We start from the raw sequence: 25,328 nt of genomic DNA on the forward strand, positions 1-25,328 counted from the left end.
AGCGATACTCATCCCATGGGTTGGGGACGGATCGTGCCGGTCGTGGTGGTGGCCGTGCTCGCGAGCGGCGTGCTGACGGGGTGCGGCGACGACGGCCGGATCCAGGGGATCGGGCCGGGGACCTCCGTGAGCTCCTGCATCGACTACGTCCCCCTGACGGCGGCCGAGCGCCTGGACGCCGCCGACCTGGTCGTCGACGCCCGGGTCACCACGACCGACCGCACGGTCGAGATCGGCGGCGTCTACGACGTCCACGACGCCGAGGTCACGAAGGTCGCCAAGGGCGACGACCCCGGCACCACCATCGAGGTCGTCAGCACGTCGGACAAGTGCACGACGAGCGGCGAACCCGTCGAGTACCTCGACGGCGACGTCCTCGCGGACGAGGGCCGCTTCCGCCTCTACCTGACGAAGGACGACCCCGACGACGACGACAGCGTCTGGCGACTCGTCGTCCCCGGCGCCGCCGACCCGCTCACCACCGGCTGACGCCGCCGGTACACCCCGGGCGTCATGCCCACGAGCGGCGTGAACTGGTCGATGAACTGACTCGTCGTCGCCCATCCGCACGCCGCCGCGACGTCGGTCACCGAGGCCCCGCCGGCCAGCAGGACGAGCGCTCGGTGCACCCGCAGCTGTAACCGCCACTGCCGGTACCCCATCCCGGTCTCCTGCCGGAACAGGCGGCTGAGCGTCCGCTCGCCCACGCCGACCTCGCGCGCCAGCTCGCCGAGTCCGCGCGGCCGGGTCAGGTCCCGTTCGACCTCGCGCACCACCTGCCGCAGCCGCGGATCCCGCGGCTGCGGCAGGTGCAGCGGCTGCTCCGGCGCGGACGCGAGCTCGTCCACGACGACCGCCCGCAGGTGCTCGATCGCCGTCTCGGAACGGCGAGCGTCCGTCGTCAACGCGAGCAGTGCCTCCCGGGCCAGCGCCGAGACGGCGAGCACCGCCGGACCGGACGGGAGGCCCGTGGCTGCGTCCGCCGACAGGAACACGACCCGCATGTCGGTCGCCCCGTGGGCCCGGTGCCGGTGCTCGGCACCGGCCGGCACCCACGCGACGCGGTTGGGCGGCGCGATCCACGCGCCGTCGTCGGTGATGAGCGACAGCACGCCGGAGGCGGCGTGCACCAGGTGGCCGAGCGGGTGCGTGTGCGTCGGGACGGTCTCGGCGTGCGCGAAGGCGAAGGCGGCCTCGGTGCGCAGGTCGACGGTCCGCGCGTCGACCGGCACCTGGCTGGAATCCGACATCGTGCGGCAGTCTACGTGTTCCGGGCCGGTGGCGAGCAGTGGTGGGATCGACCCATGACCACCGCCTCGATCCCCGTCACGACCACCAGCCCGCGGCTCCTCGCCGGCTGGTACGTCGGCGCGGGCCTGCTGCTCATCGCGATCAACCTGCGGATGGGTGTGGCCTCGGTCGGGCCGGTGCTCGGGGCGATCGAGCGGTCGTTGGGGCTGTCCCCGTCGGCGGCGAGCCTGCTCACGACGATCCCGGTGTTCGCGTTCGGGGCGTTCGCGTTCCTGACCCCGGTGCTCAGTCGGCGCATCGGCCTGCACCGGCTGCTCGGCCTGACGATGGCGGTGTTGGCGATCGGCATCGCACTCCGGCTCGAGCCGCACGGCTGGGCCCTCTACGGCGGCACGGTGCTGGCCGGAGCGGCGATCGCGGTGGCGAACGTCTGCATGCCGGCCGCGATCAAGAGCGACTTCGCGCACCGGGTCGGGTTGATGATGGGCCTGTACTCGACGGCGCTGTTCCTCAGTGCGGCGATCGCCTCGGCGGCCGTCGTCCCGCTGATGGCCGCCTTCGCCGGGTCGTGGCGCCCTGCACTGGCCTTCTGGGCGATCCCGGCGGCGATCGCGTTCGTGGTGTGGCTGCCGCGAGCGCTGCAGCGCCCGGACACCCCGACCCGTGCCACCGGCGCGGGTGCCGCCGACGAACCGACCTTCGCGCGGCTGCTCCGCGACCCCGTGGCGATCGCGGTGACCGGCTTCATGGGGCTGCAGAGCCTGTCGTACTACGCGTTCCTGACGTGGGTGCCGACCGTGCTGCAGGACGCCGGCGTCTCGGCACACACTGCCGGCCTGATGCTGGCCTACTCGAGCCTGCCGGGGATCCTGACCGGCATCACCGGGCCGGCGATCGCCCGACGCCTGCGCCCGACCTGGCTGCCGGTGCTCGTCGTCGTGGTGCTCTGCGCCGCGGGGTTCGCCGGACTCCTCGTCGCGCCGGCCGCGGGCGCCTGGGCGTGGATGACGCTGCTCGGCCTCGGGCAGGGCGGCGCGATCAGCCTGTCGCTGAGCTACATCGTGTGGCGCTCCCCCGATGCCCGGCACACCGCCCACGTGTCGACGATGGCGCAGGGCATCGGGTACCTGCTGGCGGGGCTCGGGCCGCTCGGACTCGGCCTGCTGCACACCGCGACCGGCGGCTGGACCGTGCCGATCGTGGTGCTGCTCGTCCTGCTCGTGCTGCAGTTCGTGGCCGGTGCCGCTGCGAGCCGCGACCGCCACGTGCTCCGCCGGTAGCGCAGCGCCCTACGGTTCGGGGACCGCCACGATCCGGTTCTGGTACGCCCACACCACGGCCTGCAACCGCGACCGCACACCGAGCTTCGGCAGCATCCGCGCCAGGTGCGACTTCACGGTCGAGACCTCGAGCACGAGTGCGACCGCGATCTCCTCGTTCGACATCCCCTGCGCGAGCAGCAGCAGGACCTCGCGTTCGCGGGCGGTGAGCACCCCGTCGGCCCGGTCCCCCGACACCGGCTGCAGGCTCCGCCGCGACACGAACTCGCGCAGCACCCGCCGGGTCAGGGCCTGGTCGAGCGTCCCGTTCCCCGCGGCGACCTGCCGCACGGCGTCGACGATGGTGTCCGGCTCGGCGTCCTTCAGCAGGAACCCGGAGGCACCGGCCTCGAGCGCACCGAACACGTAGTCGTCCAGGTCGAACGTCGTGAGCATCAGCACCGGGATCGCCGGGTCGGCGTCGGGAGCGCAGAACAGCCGCGCGAGCTCGATGCCGTTCATCACGGGCATCCGGATGTCCAGGCAAGCCACGTCGGGTCGCAACGAGCGTGCCAGCGCGAGCGCCTCGCCGCCGTCGGCGGCCACGCCGACCACCTCGATGTCGGCCTCCGCGCCGAGGAGCGCGGACACCCCCGCACGGACCAGCGGCTGGTCGTCCGCCACCAGCACGCGGATCACGCGACCACCCCGTCACCGTCGGCGGTCTGCGCGGGTGCGGCAGGTGCCTCCCGTCCGAGCGCCAGCTCCACCAGCCATCCGCCGGTGGCGGTGGGACCGGTCTGGAGGCTCGCCCCCACCAGGTCCGCCCGCTCGCGCATCCCCCGCAGGCCGTTGCCGCCCGACGGTGAGGTCAGCGCTGCCGGAGCGGCGGCCCGTGCGTTCTCCACCCGGATCACCACCCGGGTCGGGTCGCGGTCGTCGACGGTGACCGTGCACGGGGCGGACGGGGCGTGCAGGGCGGCGTTGGCCAACGCCTCCTGCACCGTCCGGTAGGCGGCGAGCTGCGCGAGCGGGCCGACGCCGTCGGCCAGCGCCTGCGCTCCGCGCTGGTGGTCGCCAGCGAGCACCTCGAGGCGCACGTCGCTGCGGAACCGGGCACGCTCGACCAGGTCGACGATGCCGGCGACCGTCTCGACCGCGCGTTCGGCGGGGACGTCCTCGCGCAGCAGCCCGACCAGGCGGCGCAGGTCGTCGAGGACGGCGGTGCTCTGCTCCCGCACCTGACGGGCACCCTCGTGCGCGCGCTCCGGGTCGCTGTCGATCTGCCGGTCGATCACGGCGGCCATCAGGGCGATGCCGGACAGGTGGTGGGCGGCGATGTCGTGGAGTTCGCGGGCCATGGCGGCCCGTTCACGGGAGACCGCGGCGTCGACCAGGGCGTCCTGTTCACGGAAGACCGCGCTCGCCTCGGCGGTGCGGGCGGCGCGGACCTCGCGGCGGGACCGCACCAGCAGGGTGACCAGGAGCGGGAGCCCGACGGCGCCGACGGCCTGGAGGACGCCCTGGCCGAGTGCGCCGGACAGGACCGCGCTGCCGGCTGCCACCAGCGCGCCGGCGACCAGCAGGGTCGGCCACAGGCGTGCGAGCGGGACACGGAGGGCGGCGAGGACCACGGCGACGACCACCGGCAGGACGGTGAGACCGAACAGGTCGAGCGACTGCGGAGCGAGCGCGGCGACCAGCACCGGCAGCGCGGACACCGCGACGAGCACGGTCCGTGGTGCACGACGGGCGGCGAGCAGGGCGGCGGACTGGGCCAGCAGGCCGAGCGCCAGGACGGTCCACGCGGCGGTGAACGGAGCCGGCACCCGCAGGGCCAGGGCGGGGCCGTCCGGCTCGAGGGCGTCGAGCGGCGGCAGGCCGAACAGCAGGCCGAGGGCCACGACGGCCGTGCCGAGCGCGACGAGCACGTCGACGCGGCGGTCGCGGGCGCGCGGGTCGCCGTCGCGCGGCGGACGGGTGCGCGGGTCGCCGTCGCGCGGCGTGCGCGTGCGCGGGTCAGCGGAGGCCATCGTGCGATCCTACGAGGCGGGTGCGGGCGGGGACCGGGGCGTCGATCGGCAGCGCACGGCGGACGGGGTCGTAGCCCAGGCGGCCGCGGGTCACGACGAGGAGCACCGCGGCGGCGACGGTCGAGGTGATGGTCAGGCCGATCATCAGCGTGCCGGCGGTCATGCTCGGGTACATCTCCGGGAAGAGCGTCGAGATCGTGTTGTTCACGCCGACGTGCAGCAGCAGGGCCAGGGGCAGGCTCTCGCCGGTCTTGTTGAACACCTGGATCATCACGACGTTGAACGTGATCGTGAACAGGGCGAAGACCACGGGCTCGCTCCAGTGTGCGTTCGGCCACCCGCCCCAGTCGCTCAGGTAGAGCGGCATGTGCCAGAGCGCCCAGATCGGACCGAGGATCGCAGCGGCTCCGAGCCCGCCGAAGCGGTGCTGCAGCCGGGGCAGGGCGAAGTCGCGCCAGCCGGGCTCCTCGCTCAGGCCGGTCGAGAACAGCTGGATGAGCAGGCCGGGCACCAGGGCCGCGAACGCCAGCGCCGAGGGGGCCCGCACGTCACCGCCGGCGAAGGGCAGCGCGGACGCGACGATCACGGCCGGCACGACGACGAGCGCCAGGGCGTACCAGTACCAGGCGACCCGCCAGCGGAACAGCCGCCCGACCCATCGACGCAGGCCAGGACGGCCGTCGGCGACCGCGGTGACGATGAACGCGCCGCCCAACGGGCCGAGCAGCGCTCCGGGCAGCACGCCGGTGAACTGCGCCGTGCCGAGGACCTCGGGGAAGTGCAGGTCCCACACGCCCAGGCCGTGCGGCGACAGGATGTAGGGCACCCACGCGAGCCAGCTCAGGCCGAGTGCCAGGGTGAAGAAGGACACGAGCGGGTGCCGGGCGATGACGCCGCTGGCTCCCCCACGCTCCTGCGGAGTGGTGCCGGCGGAGGGCCGGACTTCGGTGGTGTTCGTCATGCACACGACGCTAGGAACTGCGCCGTCGCGGGACGACCGGCGCAGGGATGCACCTGCCGGACTTGCATCGAAGGATGCAGGCGGTGGCGGCTGCGGCGGTGGCGCGGCTGCGGCGCACGGTGCGGTGTCCGCCGGCCCGTGCGAGGTTGACCGCTCCGTGCGCCGCTACAACCCCGCACCGAGCCACCAACCTCGCACCGGACGACAGAGCTCGCACCGTGCGAGTTCGGTCCGGCGGCGTCAGCGCAGCGCGGCCCGGAGGGCGTCGGCGATCAGCGCGAGCGCGGCGTCGATCTCGTCGGCGACCCGAGCGTGGGTCGCCTCGGACCGGCGGTAGGGGTCGTCGACGTCGTCGTCCGCGGGGTCGATCGGCGGCGGGACGGTGCCGCGCAGGCGTGCGACCCGTTCGACCAGGGCCTCGGGCGAGTGCACGTCGGCCAGGTCACCGGGCTCGAGCCCCGCGAGCACCCGCGCGAACTGCTTGATCGTGAACGCCCGCTTGGTGGCCCGGGGTGCGAGCGACACCACGGCCGCGCGGTGCGACCGTTCGGCCGTCAGCACCAGGTCGGCCTCCTCGACGATCGCGGCCGTCAGGTACCGCGAGCCGTGCCCCGACGGGTAACCGCCGAGCCGGACGGACTGTGCCGCGGCGGCGCCGTCCATCGCGGCACCGTCGTCGGCGATGGTGCCGGCGGACTCGACCACGAACGCCGCAGCGTCCGGGCCGAGTCGCGCCGTCAGGACCTGCGCGCCGAGCGGCGAACGACAGATGTTGCCGCTGCAGACGAACAGGACCCGCATCGTCAGGCGCCGGCGCCGAGCAGGTCGTGCCGGACGACGATGGCGTCGCGGCCCGGACCGACACCGATCGCGGAGATCCGCGCGCCGGACATCGCCTCGACCGCGAGCACGTAGTCCTGCGCGTTCTTCGGCAGGTCGTCGAACGAGCGGGCACCGGTGATGTCCTCGGTCCAGCCGGGGAACTCCTCGTAGACGGGCTTCGCGTGGTGGAAGTCCGACTGGTTCACGGGGACCTCGTCCACGCGGACGCCGTCCACCTCGTACGCGACGCAGACGGGGATCGTCTCGAGCCCGGTCAGCACGTCGAGCTTGGTGAGCACGAAGTCGGTCACGCCGTTGATGCGCGCGGTGTACCGGGCGATCGGGGCGTCGTACCAACCACAGCGGCGCGGACGGCCCGTCGTGGTGCCGAACTCGAAGCCGTTGGCGCGCAGGAACTCGCCGGACTCGTCGAACAGCTCGGTCGGGAACGGACCGGCACCGACGCGGGTCGTGTACGCCTTGACGATGCCGATGATGCGCTCGAGCTTGCCCGGGCCGATGCCGGAACCGGTCGCTGCGCCACCGGCGGTCGCCGACGACGACGTCACGAACGGGTAGGTGCCGTGGTCGACGTCGAGCATGGTCGCCTGACCGGCCTCGAACAGGACGGTGTCGCCGCGCTCCAGTGCCCGGTGGATCTCGAGGGCGGTGTCCGCGACCATCGGGCGCAGTCGCTCGGCGTAGGACAGCAGCGACTCGACCACTTCTTCGGCGTCGATCGCGCGGCGGTTGAAGACCTTGACGAGCAGGTGGTTCTTCTGGTCGAGGGCCGCTTCGACCTTCTGGCGCAGGATGTTCTCGTCGAAGATGTCCTGGACGCGGATGCCGACGCGGTTGATCTTGTCGGCGTAGGACGGACCGATGCCGCGACCGGTGGTGCCGATCTGGCGCTTGCCGAGGAACCGCTCCGTCACCTTGTCGATGGTGCGGTGGTAGTGCGTGATGAGGTGGGCGTTCGCCGACACGAGCAGCTTCGAGGTGTCGACGCCGCGGGCCTTCAGCGCGTCGAGCTCCTGGAACAGCACCTCGAGGTCGACGACGACGCCGTTGCCGATGATCGGCGTGACGCCGGGCGTGAGGATGCCGGAGGGCAGCAGGTGCAGCGCGTACTTCTCGCCGCCGACGACGACGGTGTGGCCGGCGTTGTTGCCGCCGTTGAACTTCACGACGTAGTCGATGCGGGAGCCGAGGAGGTCGGTGGCCTTCCCCTTGCCCTCGTCGCCCCACTGGGCTCCGATGATGACTGCTGCGGGCATCTGGTTCTCCTCACGTTGGCGGAGGACCTCACGCGACCAGGCGGGCCGGTGGTCCACCCGAGTCTATCGGCTGGTCACTCGCGCGCCACCCATCGGACACGGTCGCCCGCACCGTCGCCGCGTCGGTGAATTGTCCTCATTACGCGTCGGTGCGCACCGAACGTCCCCACAAGGGGGGACAAATAGTTCCAGGCCGGAACATCTCGGGAAGCGCGACGTATCGTGCACCGCGACGTCGGTTTCCCTGTCGGCGTCACGTCGGAGTCCAACCCACTCCGTTCAGCCAGCGCGAGATTCGCGTGAGCACCACCGGACGCTGCAGCGCGCCCGGATGCATCAGAACAGTCGTGCCCTCATGCAGCACGGAAAGAAGAGTTCAACGATGAACAAGGCTCTCTGGAGCAAGAAGGCGCTCGCTCTCCCGGCGTGCGCCGCGATCGTCGTCGGTGGCGTCACCTTCGCCGCCTCCCCTGCGATGGCCGACCCCGCCGACCTGTCCATCACCAGCCAGTCGGTCTCCGGCCGCGTGCTGACGGTGACCGGCACCGGCACCCCTGGTGAGAACATCCAGCTCGACGAGGACTTCCGCAACACCCGCCAGGAGATCCCGGCGAGCGGCACCTGGACGATCTCGTACACGATCCCCGGTACGGACACGACGACGCAGACCTACACGTTCGAGCAGCTCAAGGGCCTGAACCAGGACGGTTCGGTGACGGTCACCGCCGCCCCCGAGGCCACGGACAAGCCCTTCGCCGTCACGTCGCAGTCGGTCTCCGGCCGAACGCTGACCGTCTCGGGCACCGGCGCCGTCGGCAACACCGTCAACTTCGACGTGGGCTTCCCGGTGCAGCGCACCGCCATCAAGGACGACGGCACCTGGACGATCTCGTACGAGATCCCGGGCACCGACACCGACGAGCACACCTACACGATCAACGAGCAGCGCGCGAACCTGTCGACGGTCGACTCCGTCACCGTCACGGCTCGCGCCGAAGTAGCCGTCCTGCCCTTCGCCGTCACGTCGCAGTCGGTCTCCGGCCGCACGCTGACGGTCTCCGGTACCGGCGCCGTCGGCAACACGGTGAACTTCGACGTGGGCTACCCCGTCCGCCGCACCCCGATCGCCGACGACGGCACCTGGACGATCTCGTACGAGATCCCGGGCACCGACACCGACGAGCACACCTACACGATCAACGAGCAGCGCGCGAACCTGTCGACGGTCGACTCCGTCACCGTCACGGCTCGCGCCGAAGCCGCGGTTGCGGACTTCAACTTCTCGCTGACCAGCCCGACCGACGGCGACACCGTCGACTCGCGCACCGTGACCTTCACCGGGACCGGCGCCGTGGGCGACACCGTGAACGTGCTGGACGCCGATGGCAACCGCGCTGCTCCGCAGACGATCGTGGACGCCGACGGCAACTGGTCCACCACGGGCACCTTCTCGGACTCGGCTGCTGTCGAGCAGGACCTGAGCGTCAACCAGGTCGGTGGCGGCCAGGGCCAGGGCAACATCGAGTTCTCGATCACGCTGCCCGCCGTGGCAGCGGCCCCCGGTGACGGTGGCGACGAGGGCACAACCCCCGGCGACGGCGGCGACGAGGGCACCACCCCCGTCGACGGCGGCGACCAGGGCGCGACCCCCGGCACCGGCACCGGCACGGGTACCGAGACCGGCGCTGGCGCCGCTCCGACCGCCGGCCGCACCCCGGCCGTGGGTGCACTCCCGGTCGTCAGCGGCTGACACCGGAACCATCCACCGAGCGGGGGCGCGACGGATCGTCGCGTCCCCGTTCGCCGTCCCGACCCGGAATCCGCACATGCACGCAACTCGCTCAGCTCGCCTCGTCCTCGCCGTCGCCGCCGGAGTGCTGCTCTCGCTCGGCCTGGCGTCCTGCCACGCTGATCCCGCCCCGACCGCTGCGAGCAGCACGGGTACCGCCACGGCGGCCCCGACGGCGTCCGCCGAGCCCTACCGCGCACCGTCGACGAAGACGGTCGCAGCACTCCCCGAGGCCCAGTACGACGCGGTCATCGGCGGGCTCCTGCCCTCGTACGACCCTGACGTCCCGGAGGCCGCAGGACACGCGTACACGATCCAGCGCGACGCGCCGCTCTACGGCGACGACCGCACCGAGCCGGTCGCGAGACTCACAGCCGAGAACTTCCTCGGCGACCCCACCGTCGTCGTCCCGCTGCGGTTCCAGGGCGACTGGGCCCTCGTCATGACCCCGAGCCGACAGGCACTGCCGTCAGCTGCACCGGGCGGCGCTCCAGCCCAGACCGCCGGCTGGATGCGCCGCGGCCTGCTGCACCAGGGCGGCGCGCTCGACGACCACGTCGTCATCTCCGTCGGCGACCAGACCGTGTCGATCGTCGCTGCGAGCGGCAAGGTCGTGCACGAGTTCCCGGCCGGCGTCGGTGCCGGGGACACTCCGACCCCGACCGGTGTCGTCGGCTACATCCAGGCGAGGTACCTGGATCCCGCCCAGGACCAGACGGTGCACCAGATCAACCTGACGACGCTGCACTCCGCAGCGGCGGACGAGCCGTTCGGCGGTGACGACGGCGGGCTCATCGGCGTGCACTACGAATCCGTCGCCCGCGGAGCGGTGTCCCACGGGTGCGTCCGCCTCGACGGTGATGCCGTCGATGCGATCAACGCACTCCCGCTCGGCACCGTCGTGCAGATGGTCGCGTAGTCACCGGTACCGCGACCTCTCGTCCGGACCACACAGGCTGCGTGGACGCTCGGTGAGTCCGGAGCACCGTCGGACCCGTCAGATCCACCATCGGAAGGAGCACGACATGAGTGACCTCGGTGACAAGGCCAAGGACTTCGCGAACAGCGACAAGGGCGAGCAGGCGTCCGACGCCGACCTCGACAAGGCAGGCGACGCGGCCGACAAGGCGACCGGCGGCGGCCACGGCGACCAGATCGACAAGGCCCAGCAGGCGGCTGACGACAAGGTCGGCGAGTAACGCCCGGTACGCACCCTGGTGACGGACGGAAGGCCCGGTGCCAGCTGGCACCGGGCCTCCCGTCCGCATGTGACGTGCGTTCCGCGATCAGGCGCGGAAGAAGTCCTGGTACGACGGGTCGCCGACGGGCTGCGAGTAGCCGGGCTCGGCGAGACGCTGCTCGATCATCGCCTGGACGACGTCGGGCGGGGTGAGGCCCCGGCGGCGCCACTCGGTCGGGTTGGCCCGGAGCTGGCTCAGCGTGTTCTGCATGCTGCAACCCTGGCACCCAATAACTAGTTTGTCTAACTACCTGTCCCGATTCCGCGTTCACGGGGTCCCCGCCCCCGGCCCCGATCCGCTTCGTGAGCAGAAGATGTCGGGTCCGAACGCGGGACCCGACATCTTCTGCTCACCATGTGCGTCGCGCGGACGCGCTCGCGGCGACTACTTGCGCGACACCTTCGCGGTCGACTTGGACGTCGCGGTGCCGTCCTTGTAGCCCGAGGCGTGCGCGGTCACCTTGACGGAGAACTTGTGTCCCGCGTCCGAGGTGCCGAGCTTGTACGTCGCAGCGGTGGCCTTCTTCACGACCTTGCCGTCGCGGAGCCACTGGTACTTGTACGTCGCCTTCGTCGTGCTCCACTTGCCGTGGTTCGCCGACAGCTTCGAGCCGACCTTCGCCGTCCCGCTGACCGTCACCTTGCTGCCCGCGGCGAGCGCGAGCTTGGGCGCGGTCACCGAGATGGTCGACGTGCCGGCCTGCTTGCCCGACGCGTTGCCGAGGTGCAGGAGCAGCACGGTGGCCTTCGTGACACCCGAGGCCCGGGTGACCCGGAGGGCGCCGGAGTCGGCGAACAGGACGCCGGTGCTGCGGCCCTGCGCGAAGGACAGTGCCGGCTTCGACGGGTCGAACGAGGCGCTCTTCGTCTCGTCCACCACGGAGGAACCCGTGGTCGCGGCACCCGGGGCGTACGCCGACTCGGTCAGGACCGAGTAGGTGAACTTGCCCTTCGCGCCGATCAGCGCACCCGTGGTCGTGAGCACCTTCACCGAGCTGTCGAAGGTGTTGACGTCCTGGCCGGGTGCCCCGCCGTTCAGCGGCTGGACGTCGACGACCGGGTCGACGTCCGGGTCGTCCGACGCGGCCTTGGCCAGGTCGATCGTCGTCGCGAACGTCGCGTCCACCGCGGCGGACTTGGCGTTGTAGACCAGGTAGTCGGGCTCGCCGTCACGGTTCGTGTCGATGAGCACCTCGACGTTGGTCACGGCGCCGGGGTTGGCGTCGGGACCGGCCGTCTGGATGCCGAACGCGATCGTGTCCGAGGCCTTGTCGTAGCTCGCGCCGTAGGAGCGGATGTCCGCTGCCTGCAGCGAGCGCTTCGCCGAGCCCGCCGGGAACGACTCGACCGGGTCGGTCCCGCCGAGTACGAACGGTGCGACGGCGGCGTGGTAGCCGGTCGTCAGGCCGCCCTGGTCGACCGTGCGCCCCTTGAGCGTCAGGTCGGCCGACTTGCCCGGGCCGGTGAAGGCGACGGTGGAGCGACCCTGCACGGAGCTGACGGGCTTCGGTGCGAGGTACGCACCGACGCGCAGCGGCACCGCGGTCGTGTCGGTCGGCGTGAACGCCACGATGCCCGAGGCGGCGGTGACGAACTCGCGCTGGTAGCCCTGCTGCACCGACTCCTGGGTGGGGTCGATGACGCGGCGGAGCTTCGTCGGGTCGGCGATCGTGAAGGTGAGCTTCACCGTCGCGGTGCGGTTCGCCGGAACGGTGACACGCTTCGTGTTGAGCGCGAACGTCACGCCGGGCTGCGACACCTGCGGCTGGTAGGCCACGTCGTAGGTGTGCGCGACGCCGTCGGTGTTCGCGATCTGGAGGGTGCGGCTCTCGGTCGTCGCGCTCGAGACCTCGACGACACCGAACGAGGCGGTGACGAGCAGGTCGTTCTCCACGCTCCGCACGGTGGTGCCGGCGGTCACGGCCTGCAGGGCGTCGACGCGGCCGGTGCCCTGCCGGAGCAGAGTCGCCGATCGGGAGCCGTCCTTGACGTCGTGCGTCGCCGTGTTCATGAGCGCCGCCTTGACCTGCGGTGCGCTCCACTCCGGGTGCGCCTGGAAGGTCAGCGCCGCGATGCCCGCGACGTCCGGCGTGGCCATCGAGGTGCCGCTCATCGACATGCGGCCGTCACCGGTGCCGTTGGCCGCCGAGATCACGTTGACCCCGGGGCCGGCGATGTCCGGCTTGACGATGTCGTTGAACGACCCGTGCACGCCCCGGCTGGTGAACGCGGCGAGCGTGTTCACGGCCTCCGGGTCGGTGGCGAGTTCGAAGCCCTTGAGCTCGTCCGCGAGGCGCACGTGCAGGGTCCCCGCCTTGGCAGCTGCCTGGAGGCTCGTGGCGGCGTCCAGCGTCAGCTCGGCTCCGGGGATGGTCGCGTTTCCGGCGATGCCCGAGTCGAAGGTGTTGATCGTGCCCGCGAGCAGGACGCCGATGCCGCCGGCGGCCTGGACGTTGTTGAAGCGCACGCCGGAGCCGCACTCGAGCGCGCCGTCCGTCCACTTCAGCCAGACGACCTTGCCCGCGATCTTCGCGGCGTCGGCGGCGCTGAACGCGGCGCAGCCGTCGATGTTGCTGGTCGGGACGACGACGTCACCCTCGACCGGCAGCGTGCCCGTGAAGTTCTGCGAGTACTGCGACCGGTAGGTCTTCGCGACGTTCGCGGGGGCCGTGGCCTGCACGCCGTCGTACAGCGACTGACCGGTGGCGCTCGCGGCGACGGTGAGCGCACCCTCGGCGTTGCCCGGCGAGCCACCGATGTCGGTGAAGTCGTCGGCGTTGCCCGAGGCGATCACGGGCAGGACGCCGCGTGCGGTCAGTGCGTCGATCTTGGCGTTGTCGGGGTCGTCCGGTGCGCCGTAGTCGGAGCCGAGCGACAGGTTCAGGACGTTGATGTCCTTGCCCTCGGTGAGCGCCTGGCCCACCCAGTCGAGCGCGGCGCCCGTGACGTCGGTCGAACCGCCGCCGTCACCGAACACCTTCAGGGCGTAGAGGCCGGCCTCGGGCGCGGTGCCCGGACCGATCCACATGTCCTGCACCTGCTGCGTGGTGAGCTTGGTGTAGTCGCCGTCGAACTGCTGCTTGTCGGCGGTCAGGCCGTAGCCCGCGATCGAGCCGGACACGTGCGTGCCGTGGTCGCCGCCCTTGCCGTCGATGGGGTTGTCGTCCGGAGCCGGCACCGGGTCGTAGGCCGGGTCGGTCGGGTCGGCGTTGTAGGTCGCGCCGGCGAAGTCGTACCCGCCGAGGAACTTCGACGCGTCGTACAGGCCGGGGTCCGGGGCGCCGGAGCTCGCGTTCGCCAGGGCCTGCTGGTAGGCCGCGGTGGTGCCGGGGCCGCCGAAGTCCGCCTGTGTGTAGTCGAGGCCGGTGTCGAGGACGGCGACGTTGACGCCCTTGCCGGTGTGCCCGGTCTGCTGCCAGGCGTTGAGCGAGCGCGTGTAGACGTCGCTCGCGGCGTTCTTCGGCGAGACGCCGTCGGCGCCCGGCTTCACGAGGCTCGGGTCCACGCCGGACGGTGCGGCGCTCGCGTCGACGTTGACCGTCGGCTCGACGATCTTCTTCGGCGTGAGCGGGATGATGCTCTCGACGTCGGAGCGCTTCGCGATGTCCTGCAGCGCGGAGACGTCGGCGACGACCGCGACACCGGGGACGGTGTACTCGGTCGAGTAGAGCTCGGTCGAGTCGGCATCGGCGCGCTTCACGGCGGCGCGGACGGCCGCGGTCGTCGACTCGATCGCCTTGACGCGGCTCTTCGCAGCCGAGGACTGGGTCCGCGACTTGGTGAGGTCACCGCCCTTCGCGGCGGCGTCCACCTCGAGGGCACCCTGGCCGGTCGTGCGCACGAAGGCGGCGACGGTCTTGGTGGGCTTGGCGTCACGCAGCGGTGCGGAGAGCTTCAGGTCGGCCACCGACACCCCGGCCGGAGCTGCGGAGGCCGCGCCCCCGACTGCGAGGCCGCCGCACGTCAGGGCCACGGCGGCGATGCCGGCGGTCAGGACGCGTGCGATGCGATGGGAGTTCGGGGTCGGGTTCGGGTCGTGGTTCGGTGTTGCACGGTTCAAAGAGGGCACTCCAGGCTCAGTCCGTGGTTCGCATGAGATTGCTGTGAAGTTATGCGCTTACATTCAGAAAGGGCAGTCCGCACTTTGGGGGACACCCCCGTTCGAGGGCCGGTCTTCCTGTTAAGTTGCACACACGTGTGCACGTTATTACGATGGGGTTCGTGACCACTGCTCCCCACCCCGCACGCGCACCCCGCCGCGACGCGACCGAGAACCGGGCAGCCCTCCTCGACGCAGCACGGACCTGCTTGCAGCGCGATCCGGACGCCTCCATCGAGACGATCGCCGCGGCCGCCGGGCTCTCGCGCCGCGCGGTGTACGGACATTTCCCGTCACGTGACGACCTCGTGCGCGAGGTCGTGACCTCCGGCGCCGCTCGCATCGCCGCGGCCATGCCGACCACCTCGGACCTGCAGGAGCTGCCGCCGGCCGCCCGGCTCGCCGCGATCGCCGTGACCCTCTGGACCGAGGTCTCGCACGTCCGGTCCATGGCCCGGGTCGCCGTGCGCAGCCCGTTCGCCGAGCCCGTCGCCGAGGTGTTCGCACCCCTGCGCGCCCAGGTCCGCCAGGCGTGCGCCCTCGGGATCGCCGAGGGCGCCATGCGCGACGACGTCGACCCCGCCACCCTCGGGCGTCTGGTCGAGGGTGCGTGCATCGCCGTCCTCGACGAGGCGACCCGGTCCGGCACCCCGGACGAGGCCGGACGGCGCATGGTGGTGCTGTCGGCGCTCGGCATGGCCGGCATCGACTGGCGCACCGCACTGCTGTCCGAACCCGCGGCCCCGGCCACCGGCTCCGCTGTCTCCCCCGTGAAGGACCCCGCATGACGCTCGAACTCGACCACGTCGGCATCGGCGAAGAGCCCGGCGCGGCACTGCCCGTCGTCTCCGCCGTCGCCGCGCCCGGACACCCCGGGGTCGTCGCCGTCGAGACCGAGCAGGCCCCCGTGCTCGCCTCGCTCGTCGCCGGCGGCCGGATGCAGCCCGACACCGGGCGGCTGCTGCTCGACGGGCACGAGGACGCCGCCGCCGTGCGCCGCGCCTTCGCCCTCGTCGACACCCCGGGCGTCGCCGAGCCCTTCCCCGTGATGACCGTCAAGCAGATCGTGCGCGAGGAGCTCGCGTTCGCCGCCCAGCGCCCCTCGCGCGACCACGTCGACACCGTGCTCGAGGAACTCGGCCTGCGCCACTACGCCGACACCCCGGTCCAGCGGGTGCCGACCGCCGTGCGCGTCCGACTGCTCGTCGAGCTCGCCCTGCTCCGCGACGGCGTCACCGGCCTCGTCGTCACCGCGCCCGAGCGGCACGGCGGCGCCGTCGAGGAGTGGTTCGCGGTCCTCCGCGACGTCGCCCGACGCGGCGTGACCGTCGTGCTCGTCACCTCGAAGGCCGCAGCCGCGACCGTCGAGGCCCTGCTCGACACCGTCGACACGACCGAAACCATCCGGGCGACCGAAACCGTCCAGACGCACGACGGCGCCGCGGCGCAGGACGCGCCCCAGACCGAGGGTCCCGACGACGCGGCCCTGTCCGACGGAACCGAGCCGGGCCTCCCGTCCGGCCCTTCCGTCACCGCAGAATCCGCAACCGTCCCGACGGAGGCAACCCCGTGACCACCACCTCGCTCGTCCGCGCCGAACTGGCGCGACTCACCGCGACCCCGCTCGCACGACTGGCGTTCATCGCCCTGATGATCGTGCCGCTGCTGTACGGCGGCGCGTACCTGTGGGCGAACCGCGACCCGTACGCCAAGCTCGACCAGATCCCCGCGGCGATCGTGAACCTCGACGCCGGGGCCACCCTCGACGGCGACCAGGTCGACTACGGCACCGACGTCACGAAGGAGGCGATCGACGGCGCCGACTTCAAGTGGACGAAGACCAGCGCCGCCGACGCGCGCTCCGGCGTGCGGAACGGCACCTACGACTTCGTCGTCACGATCCCGCACGACTTCTCCGAGCACCTGGTGTCCGCGCAGTCCGACGACCCGACGCAGGCGAAGCTCGTCATGACGACGGCCGACACGAACTCGTACCTGGCCTCGACGATCGCGGAGCAGGCCGGCAAGACCATGCGCACCGCCGTCGCCGAGCGCGTCGGCAAGCAGGCGGCGAAGACCCTGCTCGTCGGGCTCGCCGACGTCCGCGACAGCCTCGGCGACGCCGTCGACGGGGCCGATGAGCTCGCGTCCGGCACCGCGAAGGCGGACTCGGGGGCCCGCAAGCTGGCGGACGGCACCGGCAAGCTGTCGTCCGGCGCAGCAGAACTCGCCTCCGGCACGGCGTCGTTGCCGTCCCAGACCAAGCAGCTGGACAGCGGGGCGCAGCAGGTGGCGTCGGGTGTTTCCACGCTCGCCTCAGGGCTGACGAGTGCGCAGCAGCAGACGGCGGCGCTGCCGTCGCAGACGCAGCAGTTGGACAGTGGGGCGCAGCAGCTGCAGACCGGACTGCACCAGCTCCGCGACCAGACGTCGACCCTGCCTACGGACTCGGCGACGCTCGCGTCCGGTGCGTCGCAGGTCGCCAGCGGCAACGCCGAGCTGGCCGACAAGGCCGCACCGTTCATCGCGGGCGTCCAGCAGCTCTCCGCGCAGTCGCCGGAACTCGTCGCATCGCTGAAGCCCGTCGTGCAGGCGTCGACGGTGCTCACCGCGGAGCAGAAGACCCAGCTGCTCGCCGGGCTCGACGACCTGCAGACCGGCAGTGCCGATCTCGGCACCGGTGCCGGAGCGCTGTCCGGCAACCTGCAGAAGCTCAAGACCGGCAGCGCGCAGGTGTCCGCCGGAGCGTCGCAGCTCGCCGAGAAGGCTCCGTCGCTGACGAGTGGCATCCAGCAGCTCTCGGACGGCTCCGACACGCTCGCCGCCGGGACGTCGAAGCTGGCCGCAGCGGCGCCGACGTTGACCTCGGGCATCTCGTCGGCGGCGGACGGTGCGTCGACGCTCGCAACGGGTGCCTCGAAGGTCGCAGACGGCACGTCTGCGCTCGCGTCCGCCGCACCCACGCTGTCGTCGGGTGCTTCGTCGCTCGCGACTGGCGCAGCGTCCGCCGACGAGGGTGCTTCGTCGCTCGTCTCCGGCTTGGACAAGCTCAAGACCGGGTCATCGAAGCTCGCCGCGTCGCTCGACGAGGGCCGCACGAAGATCCCCGCGTCGAACGCCTCGGAGCGCGAGTCGCAGGCCTCGGTCATCTCCGACCCGGTGAAGGTCGGGGACGACAACGTCGCCGCCGCGTCGAACTACGGCGCCGGCCTCGCGCCGTTCTTCATCTCGCTCGCGGCCTGGATCGGCATGTACGCGCTGTTCCTCATCCTCAAGCCGATCTCGAAGCGGGCGATCACCGCGGTGCGGAAGCCCCTCGCGGTGGTGTTCGGCGGCTGGCTGACCCCGGCGCTGCTCGGCCTGGTGCAGATGGTCGCGCTGTTCTTCATCGTGCGCTTCGCCCTCGACCTCAACGTGGTGCACGTCGGCGGCACGATCGGGATCATGGTGCTGGCCTCGGCGACGTTCGCGGCGGTCATCATGGCGCTCAACGTGCTGCTCGGGTCGGTGGGACAGTTCCTCGGCCTGGTGCTCATGCTCGTGCAGCTCGTCACCGCCGGCGGCACGTTCCCGTGGCAGACGCTGCCCGGACCGTTGGCGGCGCTGCACTTCGCGCTGCCGATGACGTACTCGGTCGACGCGATCCGGCAGACGATGTACGGCGGGAACCTCGGCGCCGCGTGGTCCGACGCGGGCGTGCTGCTCTGCTGGCTGCTCGGGGCGCTGCTCGTGTCCTTCGTGGTCACGGCGCGGCAGACCCGCTCCCGCACGCTGCGCGACCTGCGCCCGAGCCTGATCGGGTAGCGGGGGCGCGCGGCGCGGCAGCGTCGCGCGCCCCGCGTTCGCCGAGTGAGCAGAAGACGACGAGTGGCCCGAGGCGACCCGTCGTCTTCTGCTCACTCGGTGCGACCGGAGCGAGGAGCGAGACGAGTCCGATGCGCAAGCAGCTCCCTCAGGTGGTCGACGGCGCCGGACACGTGCACGCCCAGGTCCGACTTCGTCCACCGCACGACCGCCCAGCCGAGCCGCTCCATCTCGCGGTAGCGCCGCAGATCACGACCCCACTGCTCGGCGTCGGTCCGGTGCTGGTCCCCCTCGTACTCGATGACGATGCGCTGCTCCGGGTACGCCATGTCGACGCGCCCCACGAACCGCCCTGCCTCGTCGAGCACGTCGACCTGCAGCTCCGGCTCGGGCAATCCGGCGCGCACGATCGTCAGTCGCGCCCGGGTCTCCTGCGGTGAGCCAGCACCGACCCGCACGAGTTCGAGTGCCGTCCGCAGCTTGCGGACGCCACGGCGGGTGCCGGCTGCGGCGAGCGCGACGGCGAGGTCGCCCGGAGTCGTCGCACAGCGGCGCTCGGTGACGATCGCGTCGCCGAGCACGACCAGCTCGTCGGCGTCGAGCATCGCGCCGCACTCGACCCAGACCGCGTCAGGCGCGCTCGCCGGCATGCCGCGACGAAGTCGGACCGACGCGCGCTCTGCCGCGATGCGGTGCCCGACCACCCCGCTCCGACGGGCTTGGGTCTGCGGCAGCACGCTCGTGATGTGGACCGGATCGTCGTCAGAGCACATGATCGGGAGCCCCCACAGGACTGCGGCCGACAGGTGGCTGATGAACTGGCCAGGCAACAGGACCGGTCGCAGTGCCTGGATTCGCTGGACTTGGTCCGGCTGACGGTCACGCGCCCAGCGGATGGACCGCGTCGGGCAGACGAGGTCTCGGCGCTGGAGCCGTTCACGCGGAACACCCGCACGGTCAGCGGCTCCGACGTCGAACGCTCGCCCGCGGAGCGATGGCGGAAGTGCGCGTGGTTGCATGCGCACCACGCTCGCGCCCCGCGCCCCGCCTCCGCAGGCCGAACGTTTGTTCTGTGCACAACGCACACCGCGCCTCCCGTGTGGAGGACTCGCACCGCGCACCGAGTGAGCAGAAGAAGACGGGTGAGCATCCAGCACCCGTCGTCTTCTGCTCACTCGACGCACCGAACGGAACCCCGCCGCCCGCTACGATCGACGGACGAACCAACGGAGGTCGAAGCGCATCATGGGAGACGGCAAACCCGCGACCATCTACGACGTCGCCGCGCGCGCCGGGGTCTCGAAGTCCCTCGTCTCCCTGGTGCTGCAGCGCTCCCCCCGGGTCAGTGACCAGCGCCGGGCCGCCGTGCTCACGGCGATCCAGGAGCTCGACTACCGGCCCTCCACCGCCGCGGTGTCCCTCGCCGGCACCCGCAGCCGCACCGTCGGCGTGGTCCTCGACGACTTCCGGAACCAGTGGTTCGTCGACCTGCTCACAGGGCTGCGCGAGGCCCTGCAGGACCAGGGTCACCGTCTCGTCGTCGCGGACCGGTTCCTGAACACGGGGCTCGACGCCTCGCCGGTCGAGGGCTTCCTGTCCATGCGCGTCGAGGGCATCGTCATCGCCGGCGAACCCGACACCGACCTGGCGATCCCGGCCTCGATGCCGGTCGTCATCGCCGGCGGGCGCGTGTCGATCCCCCGCGCGGACACCGTGGCGAACGACGACCGGGCCGGCGGCGGGATGGCGGCGGAGCACCTGCTCGCGCTGGGCCACACGCGGCTCGGCTTCGTGGGGGCGAGCTCGGCGGCGTCGAAGGAACGCCGCGCAGGGTTCGAGGCAACCGTCGCGGCCAGTGCGGGTGCAAGTCCCGCCGTCGTGGTCCTGCCCGGCGAACCCACCGAAGAGGCCGGCTCCCGCGCCCTCGGCGCCCTGCTCGACGAGCACCCCGACGTCACCGCGGTGTTCGCCGCCAACGACGTGATGGCCCTCGGAGCACTGTCCGAACTCGCCGAACGCGGACTCCGGGTCCCCGAGGACGTCTCCGTCATCGGCTACGACGACACCCCCGTCGCCGCCACGCGCTACGTCGGCCTGACGAGCATCGACGACCGCAGCGTCGAGATCGGCCGCGGCGCCGGCGAGCGCCTGCTCGCCCGCATCGCCGACCCGGGGCTGGCCGCCACCGAGTCCCTGGTCGAGCCCCGCCTGGTCGCTCGCCGCACGACCGCCCCGCGCTGACGCGGCTGACGGGAGGCCCGTCCCGCGTCCGTCACGCCCGCCTCGTGAGCAGAAATGGTCGGGTCCAGGGCCCGTACCCGACCATTTCTGCTCACGAAGTCGCGTCGGCAGGCGCCGCGTGCTGCACGATCCAGCTGTGCATGACGATCGCAGCCGCCGCCGAGGCATTGATGCTCCGCGTCGACCCGAACTGCGTGATCTCCAGGTGCCCGGACGCACCGGCCACCGCGGCGTCGGTGAGCCCGGGGCCCTCCTGGCCGAACAGGAACACGCACCGCTCCGGGATCGCCGCGGTCTCGATGCGATCGGCGCCGGGGGTGTTGTCGATCGCGATCACCGGGCGCTGCTCCTCGGCCATCGCGGCCAGGAACGCCTGCACGTCGGGGTGGTACCGGACGTGCTGGTACCGGTCGGTCACCATCGCGCCGCGCTTGTTCCAGCGCCGCCGCCCGATGATGTGCACGGTGCCGGCCATGAACGCGTTGGCGCTCCGCACGATCGACCCGATGTTCAGGTCGTGCTGCCAGTTCTCGATCGCCACGTCGAACGCGTGCCGGCGGGTGTCGAGCTCGGCGACGATGGCGTCCATCGACCAGTACCGGAAGTGGTCGAGCACGTTCCGCGAGTCCCCCGCCGCCAGCAGCTCCGGGTCGAGCCGTGGGTCGTCCGGCCAGGGCTCCGGGTGCGGGCCGACGCCGTTCGTCGTCAGTTCGTGCGTCGGGGCGGGCTCGTCGGTCACGCCTCCAGGGTAGAGCCGCGGCGAACCGGGCCGGTCGGCGCGAGTCCGACGAACGTGGTCCAGCCGAACGCCCGCCGCGTCACGGTGTCACTGCGTACCCGGGCGGAGGAAGTCCTCCGGCACGGCACCGGCGTTCGTCGCCGCGAAGATGCGCTTCCGATCACTCGGACGGGTCGGGTCGAACACGACGACGACGGTCGCTCCGAGCACCGGGCCGGTTCCGTCGCCGAACCCCTCGGTCCGGTCGACCCAGCGCTGTTGTCCCTGGAGGTCCGTGAACGTGAAGGTCCAGCGCAGCAGCGTGAAGGAGGCGTCGTGGGCGGTCGAGCCGCTGACCGCGGTGACGATCCCGTCGACCCGGCGCCCCGCACGCAGCAGCTGTTCGAGCCGACCGCGTCGGCCGCCCTGCCCGCGGCGTGCAACCGTCCCGCCGATCAGGGCGACCAGCGCCAGCGCGGTGACCAGTGCGGGGATCCACCACGCAGCGGCGTACCAGATCCAGCCGCCGATGCCCCAGACTTCGTCGCGGCCGAACGCCGGGTCGACGGTGGTCCCGACGCGGTCGACGGGCGCCCACTGCGTCGCGGTCGTCCACCAGAGCCCGGCTGCGGCGCCGACGAGCCAGATGCTCACCGGTCCCACCCCGACGAACTCCGACGCCCGGCCTGCGAAGCGGTGGTTCCACTTCGAGTACATGCCCAGCGTGACGACCGACCCCGTGACCGCGACGGGCATCGCCCACCACGGGTACTCCGGGTCCGGCGTGTCCGAGAACACGCTGTTGACGGTCATGTCCCGGATGGTGCCGAGGACGGACCCGAGCGCGTACCCGACGACGACGCCGACGGCGAGCAGGAGCGCCGCCCACACGATCGTCATGACCAGTGCACGGGCGCTGCCCTGCTGCGCGGCGGCCTTCGCACGGAGGGCGGCGGCCGGATCGGTGGTGCTCATGATCGACGTGCGTGGTCGGTCAGTACGAGTACGTCGGATCGGGGGCGTTCGCCGCGAGGACCGCGATCGTCACGAACAGCCCGATGTACAGCAGCGTGACCACCCCACCGACGATGACCGCGGCGAGCGCGAGGCCGCGGCCCCCCTCGGATCGTCTGCGCGCCTGCGACATCGCGACGAGACCGAGGATGAACCCGATCAGCGGTGCGACGAACGCCGCGACGAGCGAGATGATCGCGAGGGTGTTCGTGCGGTGCGGGACGGAACCGTAGGGCTGCGGAACGGAAGACTGTGGGGATTGGTACTGAGTGGACATCGTGAAAGACGGTATCTCACATCTTTTTTTGTTGGGAAGCGTACCGAAATTCAGCGGACGCGCGATTCGATCCCGGCGATGAGGACGTCGAGCCCGAGCGCGAAGCGTGCGTCGTACGAGTGCTCCCCCAGGAGCTCCCCGACGAGCGCGTGCCGCTCGGGACGCCCGGCCTCGGCATCGCCCCGCCCGATCTCCACCGAGGTGTGCCCGACCACGAAGTCGTACACGACGAAGAACGCGTACATCGCCTCGGCATCGGGCAGCCCGGCAGAACGGAGCGCCCCGACGACCTTCGCCACGACGGCGTCGGACTCGGTGGACACCAGGGCCCCGCGCCGGCTGTGCGACTCGAGCACCAGGGGGTGGGTGCGCATCAGGTCGCGGAACGTCGTGGCGAAGGTGCGCACCACGGCGTGCCACTCGTCCGGCCAGACGAAGGTGGCGGTGAACTCGTCGACGGTGCGACGGACGAGTTCACCGTGCAGGTCGTCGAGGCCGCCGATGGTCCGGTGCACGGTCATCGGCGCGACGCCGAGCCGCACCCCGAGCGCACGGAACGACAGGCGGTCGAGGCCGTCCTCGTTCGCGATCGCCGTCGCGGCGTCGATCACCTGCTCGCGGCTCAGGACGTTGGGCCGGCCCCGTCGTCGTCGCGGTGTCGCCTCGACCAGATCGGGAGCCGCTTCCAGGTCCGGCACCGCAGCGGGGCGGGGCGTGGCGGTCGGGGATCCGGGTTCGACGAGCACGGCGGGTTCTCCTTGATTCGGTACGTGTCCCGAAAAGCCTAGGGCAAAGCCGAGTGGCGTTCGGTGACTCGACCATCTCGGGTCCGGAGGCGACGCGCAAGAGCCGATCCGCGCCTCCCGGCCCCTTCGAAGGAACCCGTCTGACGGGCCGGCCCGTCGGCCGTGCGCAGTAGGGTGAAGCCATGGCGACCCGCGACGACGTCGAGTGCTGGCTGACCGACATGGACGGCGTGCTCGTCCACGAGAACCAGGCCCTCCCCGGTGCCCCCGAGCTCATCCAGCAGTGGCTCGACGAGGGCACCGAGTTCCTCGTCCTGACGAACAACTCGATCTTCACGCCGCGTGACCTCAGCGCCCGGCTCCGGAGCTCGGGCCTGCACGTCCCCGAGGAGCGCATCTGGACGAGCGCCCTCGCCACGGCCGACTTCTGCAAGTCCCAGATGCCCGGCGGCTCCGCGTTCGTCATCGGCGAGGCCGGCATGACCACCGCCCTGCACGAAGCCGGGTTCATCATGACCGAGACCGCCCCCGACTACGTCGTCGTCGGCGAGACCCGCAACTACTCGTTCGAGGCGATCACCAAGGCCGTCCGCCTGATCCGCGACGGCGCCCGCTTCATCGTCACCAACCCCGACGCCACCGGCCCGTCAGCCGAGGGCGTCCTGCCCGCCACGGGCGCGATCGCCGCGATGATCGAGAAGGCGACCGGCAAGCAGCCGTACGTGGTCGGCAAGCCGAACCCGATGATGTTCCGCTCGGCGATGAACCGCATCGGCGCGCACTCCGAGAACACCGGCATGATCGGCGACCGGATGGACACCGACGTGCAGGCCGGCATCGAGGCGGGGCTGCACACCGTCCTCGTGATGACGGGCATCAGCGACCAGGCCGAGATCGACCGCTACCCGTTCCGTCCGAGCGAGGTCATCTCCGGCGTGCACGAACTCGTGCGCACCGCCCCCTTCGAGGTCGAGCTGTAGCGATGCGCTGGGACCCGTCGCGGTACGCCGCGTTCGCGGACGACCGCGGGCGTCCGTTCCACGACCTGGTCGCGCAGGTCGCGTGGCCAGCGGACGATGGACGGGAGGCCCCGCGTCGCGTCGTCGACCTGGGCTGCGGTCCCGGGTCCCTCACCGCCACGCTGGCAGCGCGGTGGCCTTCGTCGCCGGTGGTCGGGATCGACAGCTCGGCGGAGATGCTCGCGTCGGCTGCGGCCGACCCCGCTCTGGCGGGCCTGCCGAACCTGTCGTTCGAGCTCGGTGCGATCGAGGACTGGACGCCCGGGCCGACCGACGACGTGGTCGTGACGAACGCGGCGCTGCAGTGGGTGCCGTCGCACGTGGAGCTGCTGCCGCGGTGGCTCGACGCGATGCCGTCCGGATCGTGGTTCGCGATGCAGGTGCCGGGCAACTTCGGGTCCCCGTCGCACGCCTTGATGCGGTCTATCGGGGCCTCCGGTCCCTGGGCGTCAGCGCTCGACGGTGTCCTGCGCGAGGACCCGGTGCTCGACCCCGCCGGCTACCTCGGCATCATGCTCGACGCCGGGTTCGCGGCGCGCGCGTGGGAGACGACCTACGCGCAGCTGCTGCCGGGCGAGGACCCGGTGCTCGACTGGGTCCGCGGTACCGGGCTGCGACCGGCACTGGCTGCCCTCGACGCCGCCGACCCCTCCGGTGCGCTGACGGCGGAGTACGTCGAGCAGTACCGGGCGGCGCTGCGCGAGGCGTACCCGGCGAGCACCCACGGCACCGTGTACCCGTTCCGTCGGGTCTTCGCCGTCGGTCGCAAGCCCTGACG

24 protein-coding genes are annotated in these 25,328 nt (G+C 71.8%); 11 read left to right on the forward strand and 13 right to left on the reverse strand.

Going from position 1 to position 25,328, the window contains the following annotated elements:
* Positions 1-15 precede the first annotated feature (15 nt).
* Positions 16-489 (forward strand): hypothetical protein, encoded by a 474-nt coding sequence (locus HQQ88_RS13940; RefSeq protein WP_173169773.1) that lies wholly within the window; start codon positions 16-18, stop codon positions 487-489.
* On the opposite strand, the gene HQQ88_RS13945 is transcribed toward HQQ88_RS13940, so the two are convergent.
* Positions 402-1,250, reverse strand: coding sequence for a helix-turn-helix domain-containing protein (locus HQQ88_RS13945; RefSeq protein WP_173169774.1), 849 nt, complete (start codon positions 1,248-1,250; stop codon positions 402-404). The two genes, HQQ88_RS13940 and HQQ88_RS13945, sit on opposite strands and share 88 nt — an antisense overlap.
* 54 nt (positions 1,251-1,304) lie before the next feature.
* Between HQQ88_RS13945 and HQQ88_RS13950 the strand changes: the two genes are divergently transcribed.
* The gene (locus HQQ88_RS13950; RefSeq protein ID WP_173169775.1) at positions 1,305-2,531 is read left to right on the forward strand and encodes an MFS transporter; all 1,227 of its coding nucleotides are present in this window, start codon (positions 1,305-1,307) and stop codon (positions 2,529-2,531) included.
* A gap of 9 nt (positions 2,532-2,540) precedes the next feature.
* On the opposite strand, the gene HQQ88_RS13955 is transcribed toward HQQ88_RS13950, so the two are convergent.
* The 5 genes from HQQ88_RS13955 to HQQ88_RS13975 form a co-directional block, all read right to left on the reverse strand.
* Positions 2,541-3,209, reverse strand: a complete 669-nt coding sequence (locus HQQ88_RS13955) for a response regulator transcription factor (protein WP_123293595.1) — start codon at positions 3,207-3,209, stop codon at positions 2,541-2,543.
* Entirely contained in the window at positions 3,206-4,543 is a 1,338-nt protein-coding gene (locus HQQ88_RS13960; RefSeq protein ID WP_173169776.1) for a sensor histidine kinase, read from the reverse strand. The genes HQQ88_RS13955 and HQQ88_RS13960 overlap by 4 nt, the downstream gene beginning before the upstream one ends.
* Positions 4,530-5,504 carry a CPBP family intramembrane glutamic endopeptidase gene (locus HQQ88_RS13965; protein WP_173169777.1) on the reverse strand — a complete coding sequence of 325 codons (975 nt, stop codon included), beginning with the start codon at positions 5,502-5,504 and terminating at the stop codon, positions 4,530-4,532. The genes HQQ88_RS13960 and HQQ88_RS13965 overlap by 14 nt, the downstream gene beginning before the upstream one ends.
* Positions 5,505-5,744: 240 nt before the next feature.
* Positions 5,745-6,305: a low molecular weight phosphatase family protein gene (locus tag HQQ88_RS13970; protein ID WP_173169778.1), complete on the reverse strand. Its 561-nt coding sequence runs from the start codon at positions 6,303-6,305 to the stop codon at positions 5,745-5,747.
* Positions 6,306-6,307: 2 nt separating this feature from the next.
* On the reverse strand, positions 6,308-7,603 hold the full coding sequence (locus HQQ88_RS13975; protein ID WP_111086193.1) for an adenylosuccinate synthase: 1,296 nt from the start codon (positions 7,601-7,603) through the stop codon (positions 6,308-6,310).
* 382 nt (positions 7,604-7,985) lie between these two features.
* Between HQQ88_RS13975 and HQQ88_RS13980 the strand changes: the two genes are divergently transcribed.
* The 3 genes from HQQ88_RS13980 (at position 7,986) to HQQ88_RS13990 (ending at position 10,591) form a co-directional block, all read left to right on the forward strand.
* Positions 7,986-9,353 (forward strand): hypothetical protein, encoded by a 1,368-nt coding sequence (locus HQQ88_RS13980; RefSeq protein WP_173169779.1) that lies wholly within the window; start codon positions 7,986-7,988, stop codon positions 9,351-9,353.
* Between the two features lie 76 nt (positions 9,354-9,429).
* Positions 9,430-10,311 carry a L,D-transpeptidase gene (locus HQQ88_RS13985; protein ID WP_173169780.1) on the forward strand — a complete coding sequence of 294 codons (882 nt, stop codon included), beginning with the start codon at positions 9,430-9,432 and terminating at the stop codon, positions 10,309-10,311.
* A 106-nt stretch (positions 10,312-10,417) separates the two neighbouring features.
* On the forward strand, positions 10,418-10,591 hold the full coding sequence (locus HQQ88_RS13990) for an antitoxin (protein WP_173169781.1): 174 nt from the start codon (positions 10,418-10,420) through the stop codon (positions 10,589-10,591).
* Positions 10,592-10,678: 87 nt separating this feature from the next.
* Here the strand turns inward: HQQ88_RS13990 and HQQ88_RS13995 are convergent, their stop codons facing one another.
* Together HQQ88_RS13995 and HQQ88_RS14000 are read right to left on the reverse strand one after the other, a co-directional pair.
* The gene (locus tag HQQ88_RS13995; protein ID WP_159573348.1) at positions 10,679-10,843 is read right to left on the reverse strand and encodes a hypothetical protein; all 165 of its coding nucleotides are present in this window, start codon (positions 10,841-10,843) and stop codon (positions 10,679-10,681) included.
* Between the two features lie 174 nt (positions 10,844-11,017).
* Positions 11,018-14,692 carry a S8 family serine peptidase gene (locus HQQ88_RS14000; protein ID WP_173169782.1) on the reverse strand — a complete coding sequence of 1,225 codons (3,675 nt, stop codon included), beginning with the start codon at positions 14,690-14,692 and terminating at the stop codon, positions 11,018-11,020.
* Positions 14,693-14,853: 161 nt separating this feature from the next.
* On the opposite strand from HQQ88_RS14000, the gene HQQ88_RS14005 reads away from it, so the two are divergent.
* The 3 genes from HQQ88_RS14005 to HQQ88_RS14015 are packed head-to-tail and all read left to right on the forward strand — an operon-like array spanning position 14,854 to position 18,535.
* Entirely contained in the window at positions 14,854-15,519 is a 666-nt protein-coding gene (locus tag HQQ88_RS14005) for a TetR/AcrR family transcriptional regulator (protein ID WP_173169783.1), read from the forward strand.
* Positions 15,516-16,304 carry a hypothetical protein gene (locus tag HQQ88_RS14010; protein WP_173169784.1) on the forward strand — a complete coding sequence of 263 codons (789 nt, stop codon included), beginning with the start codon at positions 15,516-15,518 and terminating at the stop codon, positions 16,302-16,304. Before HQQ88_RS14005 ends, HQQ88_RS14010 begins: the two co-directional genes overlap by 4 nt.
* The gene (locus tag HQQ88_RS14015) at positions 16,301-18,535 is read left to right on the forward strand and encodes a YhgE/Pip domain-containing protein (RefSeq protein ID WP_173169785.1); all 2,235 of its coding nucleotides are present in this window, start codon (positions 16,301-16,303) and stop codon (positions 18,533-18,535) included. The genes HQQ88_RS14010 and HQQ88_RS14015 overlap by 4 nt, the downstream gene beginning before the upstream one ends.
* Positions 18,536-18,627: 92 nt before the next feature.
* On the opposite strand, the gene HQQ88_RS14020 is transcribed toward HQQ88_RS14015, so the two are convergent.
* The gene (locus tag HQQ88_RS14020) at positions 18,628-19,308 is read right to left on the reverse strand and encodes an endonuclease domain-containing protein (protein ID WP_173169786.1); all 681 of its coding nucleotides are present in this window, start codon (positions 19,306-19,308) and stop codon (positions 18,628-18,630) included.
* A 472-nt stretch (positions 19,309-19,780) separates the two neighbouring features.
* Between HQQ88_RS14020 and HQQ88_RS14025 the strand changes: the two genes are divergently transcribed.
* On the forward strand, positions 19,781-20,776 hold the full coding sequence (locus HQQ88_RS14025) for a LacI family DNA-binding transcriptional regulator (RefSeq protein ID WP_123937463.1): 996 nt from the start codon (positions 19,781-19,783) through the stop codon (positions 20,774-20,776).
* Positions 20,777-20,867: 91 nt separating this feature from the next.
* Here the strand turns inward: HQQ88_RS14025 and HQQ88_RS14030 are convergent, their stop codons facing one another.
* The 4 genes from HQQ88_RS14030 to HQQ88_RS19610 all read right to left on the reverse strand — a co-directional run bounded on the left by HQQ88_RS14030 (position 20,868) and on the right by HQQ88_RS19610 (position 23,531).
* The gene (locus HQQ88_RS14030) at positions 20,868-21,515 is read right to left on the reverse strand and encodes a TrmH family RNA methyltransferase (RefSeq protein WP_173169787.1); all 648 of its coding nucleotides are present in this window, start codon (positions 21,513-21,515) and stop codon (positions 20,868-20,870) included.
* A gap of 87 nt (positions 21,516-21,602) precedes the next feature.
* Positions 21,603-22,469 carry a hypothetical protein gene (locus tag HQQ88_RS14035; RefSeq protein ID WP_173169788.1) on the reverse strand — a complete coding sequence of 289 codons (867 nt, stop codon included), beginning with the start codon at positions 22,467-22,469 and terminating at the stop codon, positions 21,603-21,605.
* A gap of 19 nt (positions 22,470-22,488) precedes the next feature.
* Positions 22,489-22,785, reverse strand: a complete 297-nt coding sequence (locus HQQ88_RS14040; protein WP_123937459.1) for a DUF4190 domain-containing protein — start codon at positions 22,783-22,785, stop codon at positions 22,489-22,491.
* A 50-nt stretch (positions 22,786-22,835) separates the two neighbouring features.
* Positions 22,836-23,531 (reverse strand): TetR/AcrR family transcriptional regulator C-terminal domain-containing protein, encoded by a 696-nt coding sequence (locus HQQ88_RS19610; RefSeq protein ID WP_173169789.1) that lies wholly within the window; start codon positions 23,529-23,531, stop codon positions 22,836-22,838.
* Between the two features lie 182 nt (positions 23,532-23,713).
* On the opposite strand from HQQ88_RS19610, the gene HQQ88_RS14050 reads away from it, so the two are divergent.
* Complete coding sequence (locus HQQ88_RS14050) at positions 23,714-24,511, forward strand: HAD-IIA family hydrolase (RefSeq protein ID WP_111086157.1); 798 nt, start codon at positions 23,714-23,716, stop codon at positions 24,509-24,511.
* Positions 24,512-24,513: 2 nt separating this feature from the next.
* The gene (locus HQQ88_RS14055) at positions 24,514-25,326 is read left to right on the forward strand and encodes a methyltransferase domain-containing protein (protein ID WP_173169790.1); all 813 of its coding nucleotides are present in this window, start codon (positions 24,514-24,516) and stop codon (positions 25,324-25,326) included.
* Positions 25,327-25,328: the final 2 nt, after the last annotated feature.

This window comes from Curtobacterium sp. VKM Ac-2861 (assembly GCF_013204965.1).
GTDB lineage: Bacteria > Actinomycetota > Actinomycetes > Actinomycetales > Microbacteriaceae > Curtobacterium.